The 20691-nt window shown below is 32.8% G+C and carries 21 protein-coding genes; 9 read left to right on the top strand and 12 right to left on the bottom strand.

What is annotated here, in order from left to right; translation table 11 throughout:
• Window positions 1-40: 40 nt before the first annotated feature.
• Window positions 41-1183 carry a THUMP domain-containing class I SAM-dependent RNA methyltransferase gene (locus KQI88_RS07420; protein WP_216415813.1) on the bottom strand — a complete coding sequence of 381 codons (1143 nt, stop codon included), beginning with the start codon at window positions 1181-1183 and terminating at the stop codon, window positions 41-43.
• 100 nt (window positions 1184-1283) lie between these two features.
• Window positions 1284-1631: a hypothetical protein gene (locus tag KQI88_RS07415; RefSeq protein ID WP_216415811.1), complete on the bottom strand. Its 348-nt coding sequence runs from the start codon at window positions 1629-1631 to the stop codon at window positions 1284-1286.
• Window positions 1632-1857: 226 nt separating this feature from the next.
• On the opposite strand from KQI88_RS07415, the gene KQI88_RS07410 reads away from it, so the two are divergent.
• Window positions 1858-3141, top strand: coding sequence for a LysM peptidoglycan-binding domain-containing protein (locus KQI88_RS07410; RefSeq protein WP_216415809.1), 1284 nt, complete (start codon window positions 1858-1860; stop codon window positions 3139-3141).
• Window positions 3142-3203: 62 nt separating this feature from the next.
• Here the strand turns inward: KQI88_RS07410 and KQI88_RS07405 are convergent, their stop codons facing one another.
• Window positions 3204-3593: a bacteriohemerythrin gene (locus KQI88_RS07405; protein ID WP_216415807.1), complete on the bottom strand. Its 390-nt coding sequence runs from the start codon at window positions 3591-3593 to the stop codon at window positions 3204-3206.
• A gap of 299 nt (window positions 3594-3892) precedes the next feature.
• Between KQI88_RS07405 and KQI88_RS07400 the strand changes: the two genes are divergently transcribed.
• On the top strand, window positions 3893-4918 hold the full coding sequence (locus KQI88_RS07400) for a branched-chain amino acid aminotransferase (protein ID WP_216415805.1): 1026 nt from the start codon (window positions 3893-3895) through the stop codon (window positions 4916-4918).
• A 222-nt stretch (window positions 4919-5140) separates the two neighbouring features.
• A complete protein-coding gene (locus KQI88_RS07395; protein WP_216415803.1) occupies window positions 5141-5959 on the top strand; it encodes a DUF2935 domain-containing protein in 819 nt (272 codons plus the stop codon).
• A 147-nt stretch (window positions 5960-6106) separates the two neighbouring features.
• Here the strand turns inward: KQI88_RS07395 and KQI88_RS07390 are convergent, their stop codons facing one another.
• Both KQI88_RS07390 and KQI88_RS07385 read right to left on the bottom strand, forming a co-directional pair.
• Complete coding sequence (locus tag KQI88_RS07390) at window positions 6107-6853, bottom strand: DUF169 domain-containing protein (RefSeq protein WP_216415801.1); 747 nt, start codon at window positions 6851-6853, stop codon at window positions 6107-6109.
• Window positions 6854-6940: 87 nt separating this feature from the next.
• Window positions 6941-7366 (bottom strand): MarR family winged helix-turn-helix transcriptional regulator, encoded by a 426-nt coding sequence (locus KQI88_RS07385; RefSeq protein ID WP_216415798.1) that lies wholly within the window; start codon window positions 7364-7366, stop codon window positions 6941-6943.
• Window positions 7367-7720: 354 nt separating this feature from the next.
• On the opposite strand from KQI88_RS07385, the gene KQI88_RS07380 reads away from it, so the two are divergent.
• The 3 genes from KQI88_RS07380 (at window position 7721) to KQI88_RS07370 (ending at window position 10146) form a co-directional block, all read left to right on the top strand.
• A complete protein-coding gene (locus tag KQI88_RS07380; RefSeq protein WP_216415797.1) occupies window positions 7721-8017 on the top strand; it encodes a YciI family protein in 297 nt (98 codons plus the stop codon).
• 137 nt (window positions 8018-8154) lie between these two features.
• Window positions 8155-9507 carry an aminotransferase class V-fold PLP-dependent enzyme gene (locus KQI88_RS07375; RefSeq protein ID WP_216415796.1) on the top strand — a complete coding sequence of 451 codons (1353 nt, stop codon included), beginning with the start codon at window positions 8155-8157 and terminating at the stop codon, window positions 9505-9507.
• A 159-nt stretch (window positions 9508-9666) separates the two neighbouring features.
• Entirely contained in the window at window positions 9667-10146 is a 480-nt protein-coding gene (locus KQI88_RS07370) for a DsrE/DsrF/DrsH-like family protein (RefSeq protein ID WP_216415794.1), read from the top strand.
• Window positions 10147-10254: 108 nt separating this feature from the next.
• Here KQI88_RS07370 and KQI88_RS07365 read toward each other — a convergent pair whose 3' ends face one another.
• A complete protein-coding gene (locus KQI88_RS07365) occupies window positions 10255-10680 on the bottom strand; it encodes an acyl-CoA thioesterase (RefSeq protein ID WP_334300599.1) in 426 nt (141 codons plus the stop codon).
• A 194-nt stretch (window positions 10681-10874) separates the two neighbouring features.
• On the opposite strand from KQI88_RS07365, the gene KQI88_RS07360 reads away from it, so the two are divergent.
• Complete coding sequence (locus tag KQI88_RS07360; protein WP_216415790.1) at window positions 10875-11708, top strand: sulfurtransferase; 834 nt, start codon at window positions 10875-10877, stop codon at window positions 11706-11708.
• Window positions 11709-11775: 67 nt separating this feature from the next.
• Here the strand turns inward: KQI88_RS07360 and KQI88_RS07355 are convergent, their stop codons facing one another.
• The 5 genes from KQI88_RS07355 to lysA form a co-directional block, all read right to left on the bottom strand.
• Window positions 11776-13122 carry an urease accessory protein UreH domain-containing protein gene (locus tag KQI88_RS07355; RefSeq protein WP_216415788.1) on the bottom strand — a complete coding sequence of 449 codons (1347 nt, stop codon included), beginning with the start codon at window positions 13120-13122 and terminating at the stop codon, window positions 11776-11778.
• A 265-nt stretch (window positions 13123-13387) separates the two neighbouring features.
• A complete protein-coding gene (locus tag KQI88_RS07350) occupies window positions 13388-14245 on the bottom strand; it encodes a serine hydrolase (RefSeq protein ID WP_216415786.1) in 858 nt (285 codons plus the stop codon).
• Window positions 14233-15435: a M20 metallopeptidase family protein gene (locus tag KQI88_RS07345; protein ID WP_216415784.1), complete on the bottom strand. Its 1203-nt coding sequence runs from the start codon at window positions 15433-15435 to the stop codon at window positions 14233-14235. The genes KQI88_RS07350 and KQI88_RS07345 overlap by 13 nt, the downstream gene beginning before the upstream one ends.
• Window positions 15435-16364 carry a S66 peptidase family protein gene (locus KQI88_RS07340; protein ID WP_216415782.1) on the bottom strand — a complete coding sequence of 310 codons (930 nt, stop codon included), beginning with the start codon at window positions 16362-16364 and terminating at the stop codon, window positions 15435-15437. Before KQI88_RS07340 ends, KQI88_RS07345 begins: the two co-directional genes overlap by 1 nt.
• A gap of 52 nt (window positions 16365-16416) precedes the next feature.
• Window positions 16417-17754: a diaminopimelate decarboxylase gene (gene lysA / locus KQI88_RS07335; RefSeq protein ID WP_216415780.1), complete on the bottom strand. Its 1338-nt coding sequence runs from the start codon at window positions 17752-17754 to the stop codon at window positions 16417-16419.
• 388 nt (window positions 17755-18142) lie between these two features.
• On the opposite strand from lysA, the gene KQI88_RS07330 reads away from it, so the two are divergent.
• Window positions 18143-18307: a hypothetical protein gene (locus KQI88_RS07330; RefSeq protein ID WP_216415777.1), complete on the top strand. Its 165-nt coding sequence runs from the start codon at window positions 18143-18145 to the stop codon at window positions 18305-18307.
• 93 nt (window positions 18308-18400) lie between these two features.
• Here KQI88_RS07330 and KQI88_RS07325 read toward each other — a convergent pair whose 3' ends face one another.
• A complete protein-coding gene (locus KQI88_RS07325; protein ID WP_246579172.1) occupies window positions 18401-19276 on the bottom strand; it encodes a DMT family transporter in 876 nt (291 codons plus the stop codon).
• Between the two features lie 355 nt (window positions 19277-19631).
• On the opposite strand from KQI88_RS07325, the gene namA reads away from it, so the two are divergent.
• The gene (namA, locus tag KQI88_RS07320; RefSeq protein WP_216415773.1) at window positions 19632-20651 is read left to right on the top strand and encodes an NADPH dehydrogenase NamA; all 1020 of its coding nucleotides are present in this window, start codon (window positions 19632-19634) and stop codon (window positions 20649-20651) included.
• Window positions 20652-20691 lie beyond the last annotated feature (40 nt).

Raw genomic sequence — 20691 nt, 5'->3', positions numbered from 1 at the left:
TTTTAATAATCTAACAAATTAAATAATCTAAAAGTAAGTATTACTCTTCTCTTCTAGGTGGTCTCGGTCCTTGATATTGATAATATTGGCACTCAAGTCTTCCGTTATAAAGTTTTCTTCTTCTATCTGCCTTTTTACCAAATAATTGTTCAAATCCATCGTGAGAAGTAATTACATATTTAGACCATGTATCCATCTGACCAAAAACCTTACCCATAGTTTTATATAGCTCTTCTACCTCTTCTCTCTCACCTATACGCTCTCCGTAAGGTGGGTTAGTTATTATACATCCATAATCAAATCTAGATCTTAAATCAGCTACACCTAGTTTTTGGAAATGAACATCTTCATCTACACCAGCTTCTCTAGCATGGTATCTAGCTATACTTAATACCTCGCCGTCAACATCCGATCCGTATATTCTTAAAGGACGGTCATACTGAGCTAAGTCGTGGGTTTCTTTTCTCGCATTTCTCCATAACTCTTTAGAAACCATTCCCCATTCCTCAGAAGCAAAGTTTCTATTCATACCTGGAGCAATATTTTTTCCAATTAAAGCTGCCTCTATTGGAATTGTACCGGAACCACAGAATGGATCTATAAGTACTCTGTCAGGATTCCAGTAACTTAGCATAATAAGAGCCGCCGCCAAAGTTTCCTTTAATGGAGCTTTATTTGATAGGGTTCTATATCCTCTTTTATGTAATCCCGTTCCAGTAGTATCGATAGTTAAAGTAGCCACATCCTTTAATAGTGCTACTTCAATAGAGTATGTAGCTCCACTTTCTTCAAACCATTCTTTCTTGTATTTTTGCTTCATTTTTTCTACCACTGCCTTTTTAACAATAGCTTGGCAATCTGGTACACTGGAAAGCTTAGAGTTAATAGACTTTCCATTAACAGGGAATATAGCATTCTCAGGTATTATATCTCCCCATGGAAGTGCCTTTGTTTTTTCAAATAACTCATCGAAGGTTAATGCCTTAAACTCCCCTACCTTTAATAAGACACGATCTGCCGACCTAAGCCAAAGGTTTGCTCTACAAATAGCAGACTCATCTGCTGTAAAAATCACCTTTCCATTTTCTACGGTCACATCTTCATATCCTAAGTTTTTTACTTCCCTAGCTACTACAGCCTCTAATCCAAATGTTGCCGTGGCAATTAATTGAACCTTTCCCATTTTATCTCTCCTATCTATTTTTCCTATGTAGTTTATTCTCAAGTTTTTAACTACTAATTATACTATTAGGAAAATTTTTGGTCAACGATTTTAAATTATATTATTTTTTATGATTTTTACTATCCATAGTTTTGTTACTATTTTTTTTACCTGTTTTGCTCTCAAGTCTTTGTACTTCCTTCTCTAACCATCCCCACATTATTCTACCCCAAATGGCGCCGAATATAGAGAATGTTATTAATGTATAAACTGTATCTACAGAAAATAGACTTGAAAATACCTTTTGCAAGTCTAACTTATAATTGACAAAGCCTATTAATATTCTAACAATAATTGTAACACTTACTCCCCAGCTTAAAACTCCATATCTTATAATGTAGTTAAGCTTCCCTTTTTTATAAAGCTCAATAAATCCAACAGTTTCCGATTGTTGCTTTTTCTTCGCCATAGCACTTTCTCCTTATAGTATAGAATTTTCGTATTATAGCTCTCACTATTAATACTACGTCATATAATTATTCTTTCTATTTTTTCAGTATAATTCCTTTTTATAATATATAAAAAAATAAAAACCAGCAGAGGTTATAAACTTTATATTTTCTTGTGCATATATGAAGGCATCTTGCTATGCTATTGAATATACTGATTAATATATCAAAAAGGAGAGTGGATGTATGTATATTCATATAGTACAACCGGGGGATACCATATGGTCTGTAGCAAATTTATATGGAATAAGTATAGAGCAACTTATAAAAGACAATGGGTTAGAAAACCTTCCTAATCTAATAATCGGTCAGTCTCTAGTAATTATCGCAGATCAAGTATTATATTCAGTTCAGCCTGGGGATACCCTTTTCAGCATTGGCAGAAAGTTTGGTATACCCCCTGCAGCTATTGCCAGCTTTAACAACCTAAATAGCTCAGATTTAATTTATCCAGGTATGATATTAGTCATTCCGCCAATAAGTATTCGCCGTAGATCAATAGAAGTAAATGGTTATATTGTACCAAATACACCAGAAGCTGATACAAGTGTAGTTAATGAAGTAGGTACTTATTTAACCTATATTACTCCATCAAGCTATGTAGTAAATAGAGATGGTAGCTTAAAGCCTCTAAATGATGATGCAATTGTAACCACATCTAAAAACTATGGCGTTGCACCTTTGCTTAGTATTAGTAACGAGGGAGAGGCTAATTTCGATCCAGCTTTGGCCCATGCAATTTTCATTAGTCAGGAATTACAAAATATACTTTTTAATAATGTACTTAATATTATGATAACTAAGGGATATTATGGACTAAATATTAACTTTGAAAGATTATTTCCTGAAGATAGACAGTTATATAATGATTTTTTAAGAAATGCTGTTAATTTCTTTCATCAGTATAACTATCCCGTATCTAGTGCCCTCGTGCCTAAAACCTATGATATCACCACAGGAGAATGGTGGGGCGGACATGATTATAAAGCTCAAGGTGAAATATTAGATTTTGTAATAATTATGACCTATGATTGGGGATGTGTAGCTTGTCCACCTATGGCAGTAGCACCTGTTAATGAAATAAGAAAGGTTTTAGACTATGCAGTTACGGTTATTCCAAGAGAAAAAATATTGATGGGAATTCCTTTTTATGGCTTTGACTGGACCCTACCATTTGTATCAGGTGACAGAGCTAATCTAGTGGATTACAGAGAGGCATTACAATTGGCTGCACGGTACGGTGCCACTATACAATATGATACCCTGTTTCAAGCCCCATTTTTCAACTATGTTGATACATCAGGACGCCAACACGTTGTTTGGTATGACGATGCTAGAAGCTTCCAAGCTAAATACAACTTAGTTAATGAATACAATCTAAGAGGTGTCAGCTACTGGGCTTTAGGGTTATCAGCACCACAAAATTGGCCTGTGCTTAGTAGTATGTTTGATATTGTTAAACTTATCTAGTGTTTATTAAAACCAAGGGCAATTGTTATATATCCCTTGGTTTTAAATAAGCTATTTTAAAACTAATTTATAGAATCAGCGAATTTTTTATCTTCCTCGCTAATATGATTTGCTAACCAATCTATTACCAATACCTTCAATGAGTCCAATGCATCTTCGTTTATACCATTGGTTTTAACATCTGTATGAATTTTATAAAGTTCCTCAATAAAATAATTATGCTGCTCTCTATGATGTTTGAAGCCTTTATATCCATACTCTAACATAGCTTGTTCCTCTTCGCTAAAATGATTAACACAATAATTCATTAGGAAAATAAAAGTATCGTTAACAGCTTTTTTATCTGATGATGAATCTAAAGAAAGAACTTTTTCGGTCTTTTCAAAAATACCCTTATGCTGATCATCTATCCTCTTTATACCTGTTGCTAAATTTTCTCTCCACCACAACATCTAAAATCTATCCCCTTTCACATCACATTTTCCCATAATTTGTTTATTTTGTTCTAACTATAGTATATCATTCCAGAATTTTTCTTGAAAGTGTGTTTATATCATTATTAATTACTATTGGTTTAAGTATAAATGAATCATCATATATATCATTTTATAAAAGTAGATAATATGAATCAAATTTGTGAATTACTAATAAACCTTTTGTAGATAATATAAATTTAATTTGTAAATTACTAATAAACCTTTTATAATATAATTAGAAAGTCTAGATTAATTTATTATAGGGAGGAACACTAATGAGTAAAATTATGGATATCGATTGGAGTAAACTAGGATTTGCATACATAAAAACTGATTTAAGATATGTATCCAAATGGTCAGATGGTAAATGGGATGAAGGTAAACTAGTAGAAGACAACACATTAACTATTAGTGAAGCTTCTACAGCTCTTCACTACGGCCAACAATGTTTTGAAGGAATGAAAGCTTACAGAACAAAAGATGGTAAAATTCAACTTTTTAGACCTGATCGTAACTCTAAAAGAATGAACGAAAGTTGTAGACGTATTCTAATGCCAGAAATACCTGAGGAAAAATTCATTGATGCTTGTATTCAACTAGTTAAGGCTAATGAAGCCTATGTTCCACCTTATGGAACTGGTGCGACTCTATATCTACGTCCATTCGTTATAGGTGTTGGAGATAACCTAGGTGTAAGACCAGCTCCAGAGTTCATATTCTGTATTTTCTGCTCACCAGTAGGCCCTTATTTTAAAGGTGGTATGGCTCCAGTAAACTTTACTATATCAGATTATGATAGGGCTGCTCCATACGGCACAGGTGCCGCTAAAGTAGGTGGTAACTATGCAGGTAGTCTTATGCCTCATAAAATGGCAGTTGATAAAGGCTTTGCAGATTGTATTTACCTAGATCCTGCAACCCATACAAAAATCGAAGAGGTAGGTGCAGCTAACTTTTTCGGTATAACTAAAGATAATAAGTTTGTAACACCAAAATCACCATCTATATTACCTAGTATTACTAAATACTCTCTAATGCACGTAGCTAAGGAATATTTAGGTTTAGAAGTAGAAGAAAGAGATGTATTGGTTGACAAACTTGATGAATTTAAAGAAGCTGGAGCATGTGGTACAGCTGCAGTTATTACTCCAATTGGTGGAATAGAGTATAAAGGAAATCTTCACGTATTCCATAGCGAAACTGAAGTAGGCCCTGTTACTAAAAAATTATACGAAACTCTTTGTGGTATTCAATTTGGTGATGTTGAAGCTCCAGAAGGATGGATTGTTGAAGTAAAATAAAAACTATATATAAATATCGTTGTAATCTAAAATCAACCCTTATGGTGTATACACTATAAGGGTATTTTTTATAGTCCAAGCCTCTGAATAATCTCTTACTCACCCAACTCTTATTACTTTAAGGTAATTGAGTAATTTGTTGTCATAGTAATTTATTTCCCATTCTAATGAGTATTTAGAATTCATATATTAAAAGAGTATAAAATGAAGGAGGTTTAAGATTTGGATAAGGAATCTGTTATACATTATGAAAATATTGCATTATTTGAGCATCAATTTTGGTTACAGGTTTTAGGTGACCATGCACGGTTTATTTTTGATGCATTATCTCCCCAAGAATTACAGGAAATTCAGAGAGCACAATACTTCATTTGTATATTTGACCAACTATTAGAGGAAGCGAGAAAATTGCCACAAGGCTCTGCCTTAAGCCATCTTACAGATCAGGCTTATCAATATGCTCAAGAAATTCGTATTTTTAAGTTACATATTATTAAAAGACATTTACTAGAAAATATAAAAATTAGTTTACCTCCAACATTTATTAATCATATGGTTAACGAAGTTGAAGAGTATATAAGAATTCTATGTTTTCTTACAATGAAGCAGGTGCCCATTACAAGACCTATTGATTATCATATGATATGGCTATTAGATGCCGCAGGACATTCTGCAGGAGTGGCTGGAGATCTTGATATGGTTGAAAAGGAACTGAGCAAAAAAAGTCAAAAGTTTACTACACGATTTGAACAGCTTTATATTAAGGCCGTAGAAATGGCAGGATATATGAGAACAGGTACCGATAAATTTCCAGCCTTTACAAGATTTAATCATCAAGTAGAAGAAGAGCTCCTTGTATTTAAAAAATTCTTACGAGAACTAGAAGCATTAGAATTAGATCATAAGGTCTTAGGTACTCTATCTGCTTTAATGTTAGACCATATGGCCCGTGAAGAATGCTACGCTGTAACAAAATTAGCTCAAGTTACAGAGATAGAAAGCCCAAAATGTGATCCTATAAAACCAAGAACTGAGGAATAAAAAACTAAAGATTTACTAATTTAACTTGTTGTGCCAGTTAATTTTTCATATTGAAATTACTTACTTTAAGCTACTCAATTTTTAATAGTGAGAAAATCATCATAGTATTTTTGATATATTTAAGATTTAACTAGCACAACAGATTAATTATATTTTGTTTACCTTTTTCATTCTCGCCATTACTCTGTGCCATAAGTGTTTCTCCAAGAAACTTCCCTCTACACTTTCCTCCATGTCCAGAAACATCTTGTAAGGAACAGAAAATGATATCATATCAGCTTCGATCATAGGACGTACTGTAATATCAATCAATCCCACTACTGCTCTCGAGTTTTCCTTCTTAGATTCAGCATAAGGAAGAAGAAAAAGAGACTGACATCCTGATGAAAATGGTATCATCACATTTTCATATCCAGGTCTATAATAATTTGCAAGTACCGTAAGAGCTGATAACTGATTAGGATTAACGTAAAATATAATTATTTCAGGATTTTCTTTAGCAATATCAATTTGTGATAACGGTTTAAAGATGACATACTGATATGGAATATCAGTTATTGGTAGACACTTAACAAAGTCATCTCCTAGTTCTGGATTTCTCATATATCCTTCCCCCCCAAATTTACCTTCTTTACCAACTGTCAAAAAGTATTCAATTCCACCTGGGTAATTAGGAAATTGTCCAAACCCTAATCCTGCTTTACCACCAGGACATACTACAGTTTTACGCTCAAAAACTGATGTTTTTCCTTTTGCAGCTGCAATAAATAATGGAATTGTGCAACTTCTCTGCCCTTCTTTCCCCTGAAGTGCTCCTTCTGGCTTTTCATTGCTAAGCAAAACAGCTACTGGTTCATAATTCAAACCTAAACTTTTAACTAAAGAACTTTCCACATTATTTTCCTCACTCTCTTTTAAATATAATGTTATATATGCAGATTTATCATCTTAGTTGTCATGACAACTAAGATGATAAAAAAATTACTTAAGATTATAATATATTTGATTTAATAGCTTTTTCATATCTAGGAGTTTACTTTTTTCTATTCCTATCGTTGCTTCCTCCAACAATTGCGTAACTATAGGAATTAATTTATCCTTTAATGCCCAGCCACGTTCAGTCAAAAAGATTTGAAAGGCTCTTTTATCTACTGGATGAGGATTTCTAACAATCAATTCTTTCATTTGCAATTTTTCAAGAATACGATTAGTGTTTGGCTTATCTTTAAAGATGATATCTGCCAACTCTTTAGGAGTAACACCTTCTTCTACCCATAAACAGTTAAGTATAGACCATTGCTCTGGTGTAACGTCATATTCCTTTAACCGTTGAAACAATTCATTTTTAAGTTTTGCATTTAACCTATTTAGAATAAAACCCAATGAATCATCTAAATTAAATTCCATCTATATCACCACCTTAGTTGTCATGACAACTATATTATACTCCTATAAAAATTAAAAGTCCATATTTACATTCGATTTGACTTTCGATAAAATATATCAAATAAATTAGGTATAATTTAACTTGTTGTGCTAGTTAATTTTTCATATTGAAATTACTTACTTTAAGCTACTCAATTTTTAATAGTGAGAAAATCATCATAGTATTTTTGATATATTTAAGATTTAACTAGCACAACAGATTAATTTATATCTTAAAAATAAAAGGAAAGAATAGATTAATATAGAATATAATTGATACAGCTAATAATATGCTGAATTAGTACTTAAACTACAGAAAAAAGGATGTGAGGTTTTTTGCAATTTATAGTTACCGGTTATGATGGAACAGATGAAGCAGCACTAGAAAGACGTCTTGCAGCTCGTGACGAACACATTAAACTTATGGATTATATGAAAAAAGAAAAAAAGTTTTTATATGCTGCTGCCATATTAGATGATAATGAAAAGATGATTGGTTCTATTCTAATTGTAGATTTTCCAACGAGAGAAGAACTTGATGAATGGTTAAAGATTGAACCATATGTTAAGGGAGATGTATGGAAAGAAATAGAAGTAAAGTCTTGTAAAGTGCCTCCACTATTTTTATCTTAATAGTCCATCAAAATTACACTGCCCTCGCTATGTGTTAGTACAATAGCAGAGGGTTTTTAATTTTCTTTTCTTCAATCACTTATTCTCATCTCTAGCATAAAATAAAACAGTAAATATTTTTTAGGCGGTGATGTTAAATGGAATATATAAATTCTTTTTATCACTTTAGAGATTTGGTTGTAGGTGTAGATACAAATATACCTCTGACTGATCAAACATATACAACTGCTATAAATTTTGATAATGCTGCAACTACACCACCTTTTAACCATGTAATGAACGAGATTGTTAAATTTTCTCCATGGTATTCTTCTATACATCGTGGTGCAGGATATAAGTCTCAAGTTTCTTCCAAACTCTACGATGATGCACGAAATGTAATAGCTGAGTTTGTAGGAGCAAATATAGACCATCATTCAATAATATTTGTAAAAAACGCAACAGAAGCTATCAATAAACTATCTAATAAATTACTTCCTCTATATAAAGACGGAGTAGTTCTATCTACTTGTATGGAACATCATTCAAATGATTTGCCCTGGAGAGGGAAATATAAAATGGACTACATATCTATAGATAAATATGGACAGCTATCTATGGAAGATCTAAAATCTAAACTAGTAAAATATGATGGCAAAGTAAGGTTAGTTACCGTTACTGGTGCTTCCAATGTAACTGGATATATTAACCCTATTCATAAAATTGCAGAATTAGCCCATAGTCATGGATCTAAAATATTAGTAGACGGTGCTCAACTAGTACCTCATGCCCCCGTAGATATGAAATCTTTTGATAGCCCAGAGCACATAGATTATCTTGTTTTCTCTGGTCATAAGATGTATGCCCCCTTTGGTACAGGTGTTTTAATTGGACCTAAAGCAACTTTTATGAAAAGTCCTCCTGATTATCCTGGAGGAGGAACCGTAAAAATAGTTACACATGACCATATAGAATGGCTTGACCCACCGGAAAGAGAAGAGGCTGGAACACCTAATATTATGGGGGTTTTAGCTATAACAGGGGCTATTAAACTTTTAAATGAACTAGGTATGCATAATATAGAAAATTATGAGAGAATGTTAACAGATCATGCAATAGACAGTCTCCAAAACATACCTTATGTTGAGTTATATCATAATCCAATAAAGAGAGGAGAAAGTGTGAGTATTATTCCATTTAATATTAAAGGGCTACACCATTCAATAGTTGCAAATATTCTTTCCCATGAGTTTGGTATTGCAGTAAGAAATGGATGTTTCTGCGCACAGCCTTATATACAAAGATTACTAAACATATCCCCAGAGGACACGAAAAAATATATAGGAAATAGTAACCTACCCATTCCTGGAATGGTAAGAATTAGCTTCGGGATCTATAACACCATAGAAGAGATAAACACCTTGGTAAAAGCTCTTTACCACATTTCCTTAAACAGAAAATTTTATTTTGAAAGATATAAAAAAGATCTCTATTCAAGCTTTTTAAACTAATAAAACCTCTGTTAAAACATATTATACAAAAGTATATATTAAGAAATTTTATATTTTTCTATGCCTTATAAATAAAATCCTGAACTTTGATTAGAATAAGAGTTAAAGATACTAAAACAAAATAACTACTGCTATGGATTATTTGAAGGAGGCATACGCTTGGAAAATAAAAAGATAAATATACTTATGTTTAGTGGAGAATATGACAAAGCAATGGCTGCATTAATATTAGCCAACTCTGCAAAGGAAATGGATGTAGAGGTAACTATGTTCTTTGCATTTTGGGGACTATGTTTATTGAGAGAACCTGAAAAAGTTACAATGGATAATAAAACAATGTATGAAAAAATGTTTAGTGCGATGACACCTAAAGGAGCCGAACAATTACCTCTATCTAAAATGAATTTTAGTGGTATAGGGAAAGAGATGATGTTAGACATGATAAATGATAATGAAGCACCTCGTTTAATAGACTTCTTAAATGGAGCTAGAAAGAAAGGAGTTCGTTTCTGTGGTTGTAAGTTATCAATGGATATTATGGGCTTTAAGGAGGAAGAACTAATCCCAGAATTAGAAGTAATTGATGCAAAGACTTATTTAAGTGATGCATTAGAATCTGATATGCAGTTATTTATATAAATACTATTCCTAAAAATAAAATGAGAAAGAACCTTTACTTAGTTTTTTCTCATTTTATTTTTAAAACTTAAATATCCAATTGATTCTTAGTTAGACTAATTTATTTAATTACAGCTTTAAAGCTCTCTCTCTTACTTTTATCTCTTCCATATCTACATTTTCATCAAGTACTATATTATGAGGGATGGACTTACCATTATTATCTATAAACACAAAAGTTATAAAACCATCAGATATTAACTCACCTGAATTATTTTTAGTTACTTTTCCATAGACCGTAAAACTTGTTCTTCCCGCCTTAGCAATATAGCTTTCCATATTTATAATATCTCCCTTTCTAACAGGAGAATTAAAGGATAGTCCATGAATCTTTATACATACTATGTTTTCCGGTTTTTCTGTTTCTTTAGCACCACAAATAAAGCAATTTTCAACAAACCATTCTGCCATTCTACCTGCAAACAATGTTCCATGATGATTTAAGTCCTCAGACTTAACTAAACGAGCAGCATTTATTTTTACCAAATAGATCACTCCCTTAAATTTTTCAACTATAATATTATCACATTTCAACACGAAATTTTGTGAAAATTATGTAATATATTTTAATGGAACAAAGTAAATATTTCTTCTTTAATTTTTTGAAGTTAGACAATACAGTAAGAGGGTATAATCTAATCATAATAGCTATTTAGCTTAAAAAAACAATAAATATTATGGAGGCAAACATGAAAAATATTGTATCTCAACAATGGTTAATAGACAATTTATCAAAAGAAGGTTTGATTATATTAGATGTTCGAGGAGATCTAAATGAGCCTGATCTTGGTTTTAGGGAATATAAAAAAAGTCATATTAGAGGAGCTCAATTTGTTAATCTTGAAGAAACTATGACAGGTGAATTAGGTATCCATGGCGGTAGGCACCCACTTCCAAATATGGAAAAATTCATAGAAGATATGAAAATGTTAGGTGTAAATGATGATTCTATAATAGTAATATATGATAATGGTGACCTAGCAATAGCTGGAAGACTATGGTGGCTTTTAAAATATATCGGAAAAAGTGATGTATTTATTCTAGAAGGCGGTATGAAGAAGTGGCTTGATAACAATCTTGAAGTAACCAGCGAAGTAGTAAAGCCTGAGCCATCTAATTCTTTAAGTTTAAATGTAGATCATTCTATGCAAGTAGATATGAGATATGTAAAAGCAGCTATTGATTCTAATAGTACAGCTATAATTGACTCACGAGCATCAGAAAGATATTCTGGTGAGGTTGAACCAATTGATAGGGTAGCAGGACACATTCCTAATGCATTAAACTATCCTTGGATGAATTTAGTATCTGATGGAAAAATAATGTGTATAGAAGATTTAATAAATTATTTTGAACCTCTGAAAAAATTTGAAGAAGTAATTGTACATTGTGGTTCGGGTATAACTGGAACAGTTAATATTCTGTTTATGGAGGAAGTTGGACTGAATCCAAAGCTGTATGTAGGTGGCTATAGTGATTGGGTTAGCTATGATGATAATCTTGTTATTGAAAAGAATAAATAACAGTAAGTTTTAAGCCCAAATATAAAAAATGCGATCCAACGGATCGCATTTTTTACAAATATGTGAATCAGTCTGTACAACACTTAACAGGTGTTGGTGGTACAGCATTAATATTATTAGGAATATTGTTAATATCATCTACAATTATAAAACTGCCATCTAGCATACCCATCCAGCAACTAAATGCTATTTCTCCCTCCGATTCTGGGGTAAATTTAATAACATTATAACCTTCCTTAATTCCTTGCTTAATGTTTAATTCAGGAATAACAATTTCATTGTTACATCCATTTATAGAATCTCCTCTAACAACCCAGTTTACAGGTTTGCCTTTCTCAAGTATAAAAAAGTTCGGTTCATAACCATTATTATTGGCATATGTTGTTATTACCTGAAATTCGTTAATTATTTCAGGAAGCATAACCTCAGATACAGTTTGCTTTGGGACAATAATGCTAGCTAATGTTCTTTTCCCTTGTAATGCCAATCCTCTATTAATAATTATAAGACCCAAAACCATGACCAACACTGCACTTAGCTTCAATAATCTCCTGTTAAGCCCATTGCTTATATAACCACTGATAGTGCCTAAGCCAAGCATTAATGGAACTGTTCCTATACTGAAAACAAACATCGCTAATGCTCCCTTTAGCACACTTCCTGTTCCAAGAGCATATAGCTGCATTGTTTGTAATGGCCCACATGGCATAAGTCCAGTAGCTAATCCAATAAATAGTGGTGTATTACTATTTTGACGAAATTTTGATGTATTACAAATGCTAGGAAGCTTAACATATCTTCTAAGAAATGAAAATGGTTGCAACATACTTAAGCCCATAAGAATCATAAAACCACCAGCAAAAATAGTAATATAGCCTCTTAACATAGGTGAAAAACTAACTACAGATCCTATACCCCCTACAATTCCTCCTACAGTTGTGTAGGCAACGACTCTTCCAATATTATATAAAAAAGTAGATTTGATAGGATCCTTAAAAGCCATACTTTGAGAAAGTACAATACCTCCACACATAGAAAGACAATGCAGTGAGGTTATTACACCCATTATAAATAGTATTGGATAACTAACCCGTTCTTGAAGCTGTGGAATATTATTAAAACCAACGGTATTTCTTATAATTACATAGAAGCCAAGAAGGATTAACAAAGCAACCAATACACCCTTATACCTTTTGCTACCATTCTTACCAGCCTCTACTACTTCGGCAGCATAGCCCATTTTGTTGATAGCTGCTATTATTTCATCTGCATCATCTGTTAGACATACTAATTGTTCTTTTTCGTATGAAACTTCTAGTTCTTCAGTTGACATGCCACTAACAACATTTTTGATTCTTTCACTACAGTTTTGACAATGCATTCCCGAAATTTTTAAGGTTAGTTTTTTCTTCATTTACTCTACTCCTTCATAATGAAATCAAGAATCTTTTCATATGGTTATAAATCCGCGTAAATTTACTTAACTCGGCCTAGACAAATTTACATATTGATTGATAATATTTTAACATTCGCATGTATAAAAATCAAATACGTATCCTATCTTTCCAACTGATTATAATATAGTATTAGCTTATACTGATAATAACAATTGCTTATTATACATAATAATGATTTATAAGCTAACAACTAAAGGAGGCATCTATCTAGACACCCCCTTCCTACTTTGATTGTGTGTAATATTGATAAACTTCTAATCCAATATTAGATAAAAGATCATATCCATCTGAATTTCTTTTTAGATCTTTTGTGAGTACTACTATTACAACAGTAGTATCTCCTATATATAAAATACCTCCATCATGTACAACTCCAATAATCTCCCCAGTTTTATGTGCAAATTTTACCGGTACTGCATCTACATCACTCATAGCAGCACCACATTCTGAACATATATTTTCATATCCAACTCTATAACCGCAGCTCCCACAGCAATCTAATTTTTGTGAAAGTCTATCGTTCAACTGCTGAGCCAATAAAATCTCTATTGCTTTATCAATAGAAGACTTGCCTAACCCTTCAAATTTAACTAGCTTTTCAAATAGTATTCCCATGTCTTCAGCAGTAGTATAGCTATAGATACTAGGCATAGTTATCATTAACTTCCGGGCTAGATAAGTGTTTTCTACTCCTAGTTTTGTTAAAGTATCATTTACCTTATCTTTTCCTAAAATATCAATGAGCATATTAGTTGCTGTATTATCACTAATATCAATCATAAGATGTAGAAGATCGTCTAGGGTTAATTCAATGCCTTGGTGTAATATAGACAATACCCCGCACCCTCCTACCTTATCCGTATCATCTACTTGAAACTTATTAGTTAACTTTAAGGCACCCTCTTCTACCTGTCTTAATGCCTCTAAAAGTATTGGTATTTTAATCATACTAGCTGCATGAAACCTTTCTTTCTCTTGAATACATATGCTTTCTCCAGTGTTCATATCCTTAATATAAACTGCTACTTTACCCTCTATTTTTTCTATAAATTTCAAAATTTTTTTCTTTAATAACTCCATTGCTCTTCCTCCAAAAGCGATAAGACATTTTGTACCTGTAACGCCGCACCTATCACTAGACAGTCTTCATCTATATCGAAGAGACAATAATGGGCATCATGTATAATTCCTTTTTTATAGTTCCTACACCCCAGCCTATAGAAAGCTGAGGGAGATTCTTTAGCAAAGTATGCGAAATCTTCCACACCTAAACTTGCTTGTTTAAGCACATGCACCTTATCTAATCCTAGAACTTTTTCTGCATTTGCCTTTACAATATCTACAATTTTATCTGTATTAATTAGTGCTGTGTAACCTTCTTCTCGAATAAATTGTGCACTGCCGCCCATAGCTTCAGCGACCTTGGTTACAATTTCCTCTATCCTACTTATTACTAGAGACCTAGTATCAGAATCTAAGGTTCTTACTGTACCAACTAGCTCTACCTTGTCAGCTATTATATTACCTTGTGTTCCTCCATTAATAGTACCTATGGTTACTACGGCAGAGCTTCTAGGGTCCACATTTCTACTCACAATAGTTTGTAGAGATGTAAGTACTTGACCAGCCATCATTATAGTATCGACCCCATCTTGGGGGTAGGCTCCATGACTACTTTTCCCATGAAGAATAATCTTAATAGAATCTGATGAGGCATTCATTTGACCATATTTTATTCCAATTTCTCCTGCTGGTATCTCTGGAGTTACATGTAATCCTAGAACTGCATCTACCCTAGGCTCTTCCATTACACCAGCTTCAATCATAGGTTTGGCACCTCCAACGGTTTCTTCTGCTGGCTGAAAAAATAATTTCACATTTCCTTTTAACTGTTCCTGCTTTCCCTTAAGAATCCTTGCGGCTCCTAAAAGAACAGCCATATGAGCATCATGTCCACAAGCATGCATTTTCCCTGGAACAGTAGAACGATAAGGCACAGCTTTTTCATCTTGAATAGGTAATGCATCCATATCAGCCCTAAGTGCAATGGTTTTTCCATCTTCTCTACCTCGTATTATACCTAGGATACCAGTTCCTGCTACTCCTGTTATATACTCAATTCCCATTTCCTGTAGATATTCAACAATTTTATCTCTTGTTCGAAATTCTTCCATACCTAACTCGGGATTCATATGAAAATCTCGTCTAATTTCAACCATCCAATCCTTTATTTTTTCTGCTTCAAGTAATACTGAATGGACTTTTTTCATTATATTAATCCACTCTCTTCTATGGTAAGCTTACATTCATATGCGTCTAAGCATGCATTTACGCCAAAAGGAAGTGTTACTTTCGGCGTACAGTGTCCTGCTTTTAGATCAAAAATAGTTGGTCTTCCGTAAGGAACTATAATCTCTTGAAAAACTTCCATTAAACTTAAACTTTCGTAGTGCTTTGTAGATTCACAGTCATTCCAATCTCCAAGAATAATACCAGCTGCATCCTTAAGCTTTCCTGCTAAAGCTAGTTGAGTAAGCATCCTATCTACTTTATAAGGCTCTTCTCCTATTTCTTCTAAAAATAAGATCTTTCCCTTTGTATCAATCTCATAGGTAGTTCCTATTGTAGCTGTCACTAGAGATAGATTTCCCCCAATAATTACTCCCCTAGCTTTTCCGCCTACAAGGCACTGCATATTCTTATCTTTTGGATTAAGTATGTTCCCCATTGGCTGTGGTTCCATAATAGCTCTTAAAAATTCCTTCTTGGAAAAATCATCTAACCCCTCTGCAATGTCCGAAGATGCCATAGGACCATGAAAAGTTACTAAATTGCTAATTTGATTTATAGCCATATGCAAAGCTGTAATATCACTATATCCTACAAATACCTTTGGATTTGCTTTAATTAGTTCAAAGTCTATCTTATTTAGTATTCTAGGAGCCCCATAGCCTCCCCTTAGGCACACAATCCCTTTTATTTCTTTATTAGAGAACATGTTATTTAGATCGTCTGCCCTTAACTGATCTGTACCAGCTAAATATCCATGGGTAGCATAACAGCTAGGTGCTAATTTCACATTAAAACCTAACCCTTCTAATTGCTCCTTCGCTAGCTTCACATTGGCTTCAGTAGTTGGACTGGAAGGTGCTATTACCCCTATCATATCACCTAATTTCAGTGCCTTTGGTTTAAGCATATTTATCTCTCCCTATAAAAAAATTAGGGCTATAAATAGCCCTAATAAATACTTATGCTCCGAATGTTAATTTTGTGCTTTGAATATTATCCAAATGCTCAGGAATTACCTCCCTATCTAATAAATGTTCATATTTTTCTCTTTCTACTATAAGCTGGGCATCTCCTTGGCTGACTAATACTACAGCAGGTCTTGGTAGCTTATTATAATTGCTTGCCATTGAATAATTATACGCTCCTGTATTTAAAACTGCTAAAATATCTCCAGATGTAACTTTTGGTACCTTTAAATCCCAAATTAAAATATCACCTGTTTCACAGCATTTACCCGCTATTGTAACAACCTCTTCCGCTTTTTGATTAGCTTTATTCGCTACAATTGCATCATATTTTGCCTTGTATAAAGCAGGTCTTGGATTATCTGGAAGTCCCCCATCAACACTTGCATAGGTTCTTACATTTGGTATTTCTTTAATCGCTCCAAGTGTATACAGGGTTATTCCAGCCTCTCCCACAATCCATCTACCAGGCTCTATAATAATCATAGGCATGTCCAAGTTTGCTTCGTTACATCCTTCTTTTATAGTTTCCATAATAGGATCAATAAAAAAAGGTACGGATTTTGTTGCCTCATCTTCATCTGTATATTGAATTCCGAAGCCTCCTCCAGTATTTAATTCCTCTGTAATAAAACCAAGTTCTTCTTTTAAATTTTTCATAAGATCTAATACAACCTGTATAGCTAGTATATGTGAACTAATTTCAAATAACTGAGAACCTACATGAAAGTGAAATCCTTTTAGATGGATGTTAGATGAGTCCATTGATTTCCTAACTGCATATTCAATAATTTCTTTCTCTAGTGGAATACCAAACTTAGAATCCTTTTGTCCTGTAGTAATATACTCATGAGTATTTCCTCCTACCCCTGGAGTGATTCTAAAAAGGATTGCCACCTTTTTACCTTGTTCCTTTGCAATGCGCTCTAACATTTCTAACTCATATACATTATCTACAATAATCCTCCCAATGTTATGGGTCACCGCTAGAGCCAATTCCTCATAGGATTTATTACTTCCATGAAACATTATTCTTTCCATAGGAAAATTTGCCTTTATAGCAGTGTAAAGTTCTCCACCTGAAACAACATCAAGTCCGAGTCCCTCACGATCTATAATTTTACACATAGCCATGGTTAAAAATGCCTTACTGGCATATGCTGCCTTTGTATTTGGATATTTCATTAAAAAGTTTTTTCTAATATCTTCACATTTACTTTTAATTCTATCCTCTGAAATCACATATAAAGGTGTCCCAAAGGTTTGTGCAAGCTCTACTGTATCACAGTTGTCAAATATAAAATTTGTTCCGTTAATATTTTTTGAATTCATTTCAACATGTGCCCCTTTCTTATCTTTATTTTTTTCTTTAAAATAAATTATAATCAAACCTATCCTTATTTCTATATTTATAAGTCTTTAGCATATTTTACATCTTGGCAATTATTATATCATAGCTATATTACAAGATGAAACTAGAGTTTTATAAAGACTTTATCCTATTATAAAATCATCTTGACATGTCATTTTATATTCATTAAAACATTTTAAGGATTTACAAGGTTTAATTACAAAAAAATTTTATCAATTAGTATATAATCATCCTTTTAAATTATCTAAAAAAATTGCTCATTTTGTATCAGATATACAAAGTACGATTCCTCAAATTACCTTGTATTTTAGAGTAGATTCCGCAAAAAATAGATATGAGGTGATAATTATGAAAGAAAAACAAACTAAAAGTACAGTCGATAAAAACTTTTTTAAAGCACTAAACTATGAAATTGCTGGTGAAGTTGGTGCAATTGATAATGAAGATATGCTAAATAATCGAAAGCTCATTTCTGATCAAAATAAAGAATCTCAATCAAAAAATAAAAAATAAGCAATTGTCATCTTTTTTAAGCAATATTTTAAATAAGGTATGGATGTTTAATTAAACATCCATACCTTATTTTTTAATAATCAATGTATTCTATTAGGATTCTTCTACAGCATGTTTTTTAATATAATTAATAGTAAATAAAGATCTGGCTGTAACTGCACCAAGCACAATAATACCTCCTACAAGGGCCCATTTCCCTGGAACTTCTCCCACAATCAAAAATATCCAAATAGGATTCATAATGGGTTCTATAACTGGAATTAATGTAGCCTCTAATGCGGAAACAGACTTAATGGCTTTTGCATATATAATATATGGAAGTCCTAGTTGAATTGTCCCCATAAGTAATAAGCCAACCCAACTAAGAGTAGTAGGCATAGACTCAAACATAAATGGAATACCTATAATAGCAGTTAAGATATTACCTAATAAAACAGACTCTAATGGTGAGGCATCCTTTTGCATTCTTAAGGCTAAAGCTACACCCGCAAAACTAATACCACTAATAATTGCCCAAAAATTTCCCCACATATTTCTAGTATCTAAGTCACCTATAAAAAAAAGAATCATTCCAATAAAAACAGCGGTAATTGTAAGCCAATCAACCTTAGTAGTTCGTTCTTTAACAAAAAATACACCAAATAAAGCTACATAAATTGGTGCAGTATATTGAAGCAATATGGCATTTGCCCCAGTAGTCATTTTATTAGCTACAACGAAGGTAATTACTGTCGTAGCATATGAAAGTGCACCAAATATCTGTGCCTTCGACCAATTGATTTTTGGTTTCTTAATGACTATCCATATAAATGCCGCAGAAATTGCACTTCTCATACTGGCTATTGCAATGGGATTCCAATCAATTAGCTTAATAAAAACACCACCGAGGCTCCATAATAGTGCGGATATTACCAAGTATACAGTAGCCTTTTTCTTCGAATTATGTAACTGTTCTTCACATAAGTCCAAGCAAATCATCCCTTTCACCTATAAATTATTATCTGTTTTTTAGTCTTGTATTTAAAAAAATTCATATCTTTTCATGTTAATATTATCATGATGGAATTTTTCAGTCAATTCAAACTACTCTTCTTTATATCTAAATAACTAACAAAATAGTTCATTTTACTTGCTACATTTTATTAATGGCAAGTTGTTGAGTAATTGGAGTTTACCTAAAATTTGAACCTTAAAGTAATCGGCACAAGTGGAAACCTCCTTATTATTTATCTTATTTTAAAATGAATATCATGTAAGATAGTTCAATACTATATAATGTTAAATAAAGGGTATAATCATATAATATAAGAAAGGAGAGAATTTTATGTCTATATTATTTAGTTCTTTTACATTGAAAAATCTAGAGATTAAAAATCGAATTGTAATGGCTCCAATGTGCCAATATAGTGCAGATGAGGATGGTAATGTGGATAATTGGCATATAATACATTACGCTAGTAGAGCCATTGGCGGAGTAGGACTTATTATTCTTGAAGCTACTGCGGTAGAACCTAGAGGGCGAATTTCTGCCAATGATTTAGGAATTTGGAAAGATGAGCATATAAATGGGCTAAAAAGAATTGTAGAAGAATGTAAAAAATATGGTGCCAAGGTGGGTATTCAGCTGGCCCATGCAGGAAGAAAGTGTAGTGTAGCTTCAGAAAATATTGTAGCTCCCAGTGCTATTCCCTTTAGTGAAGACTATAAAACTCCGATTGAACTTACACAAGATGAAATACAGAATATAATTGAATCGTTTAAAATGGGTGCAAGACGTTCCTTAGAAGCAGGTTTTGATACAATTGAAATTCATGGAGCCCACGGATATTTAATCAATGAGTTTTTATCTCCTTTATCTAATCATCGAACCGATAAATACGGAGGTAGCTTAGAAAACAGAGCAAGATTCTTAAAAGAAATTCTTCAAAGTGTACGAGAGGTATGGCCTAAGAAACTACCTATTATTCTAAGAGTTTCTGCAGAAGATTATGTGACTAATGGAAATCATCCTGAAGATTTAGCTAATATTATCAATTTACTTAAAGAATACGAAGTTGATATTGTTAATGTAAGTTCTGGTGCAGTAGTTCCTGCTGAAATCAAGGCATATCCAGGCTATCAAGTTCCTTTTGCCGAAGTGATAAAAAAAGAAACTGGTTTACCTACAATTGCTGGTGGTTTAATTACAAATCCACTTATGGCAGAGGAAATTTTAAGAAATAACAGATCAGATTTAGTATTCTTAGGCAGAGAGCTTCTTCGAAATCCTTACTGGCCTTTACATGCAGCTAAAGAAGTTCGTGATGATATTAAATGGCCTGTGCAATATGAAAGAAGTAAGTAATTAAATAAAGCATATTTTAAATTTCAACTTTACATACTAA

The organism is Alkaliphilus flagellatus, from assembly GCF_018919215.1.
GTDB lineage: Bacteria > Bacillota > Clostridia > Peptostreptococcales > Natronincolaceae > Alkaliphilus_B > Alkaliphilus_B flagellatus.
This window is presented reverse-complemented; position numbering and strand designations above follow the sequence as displayed.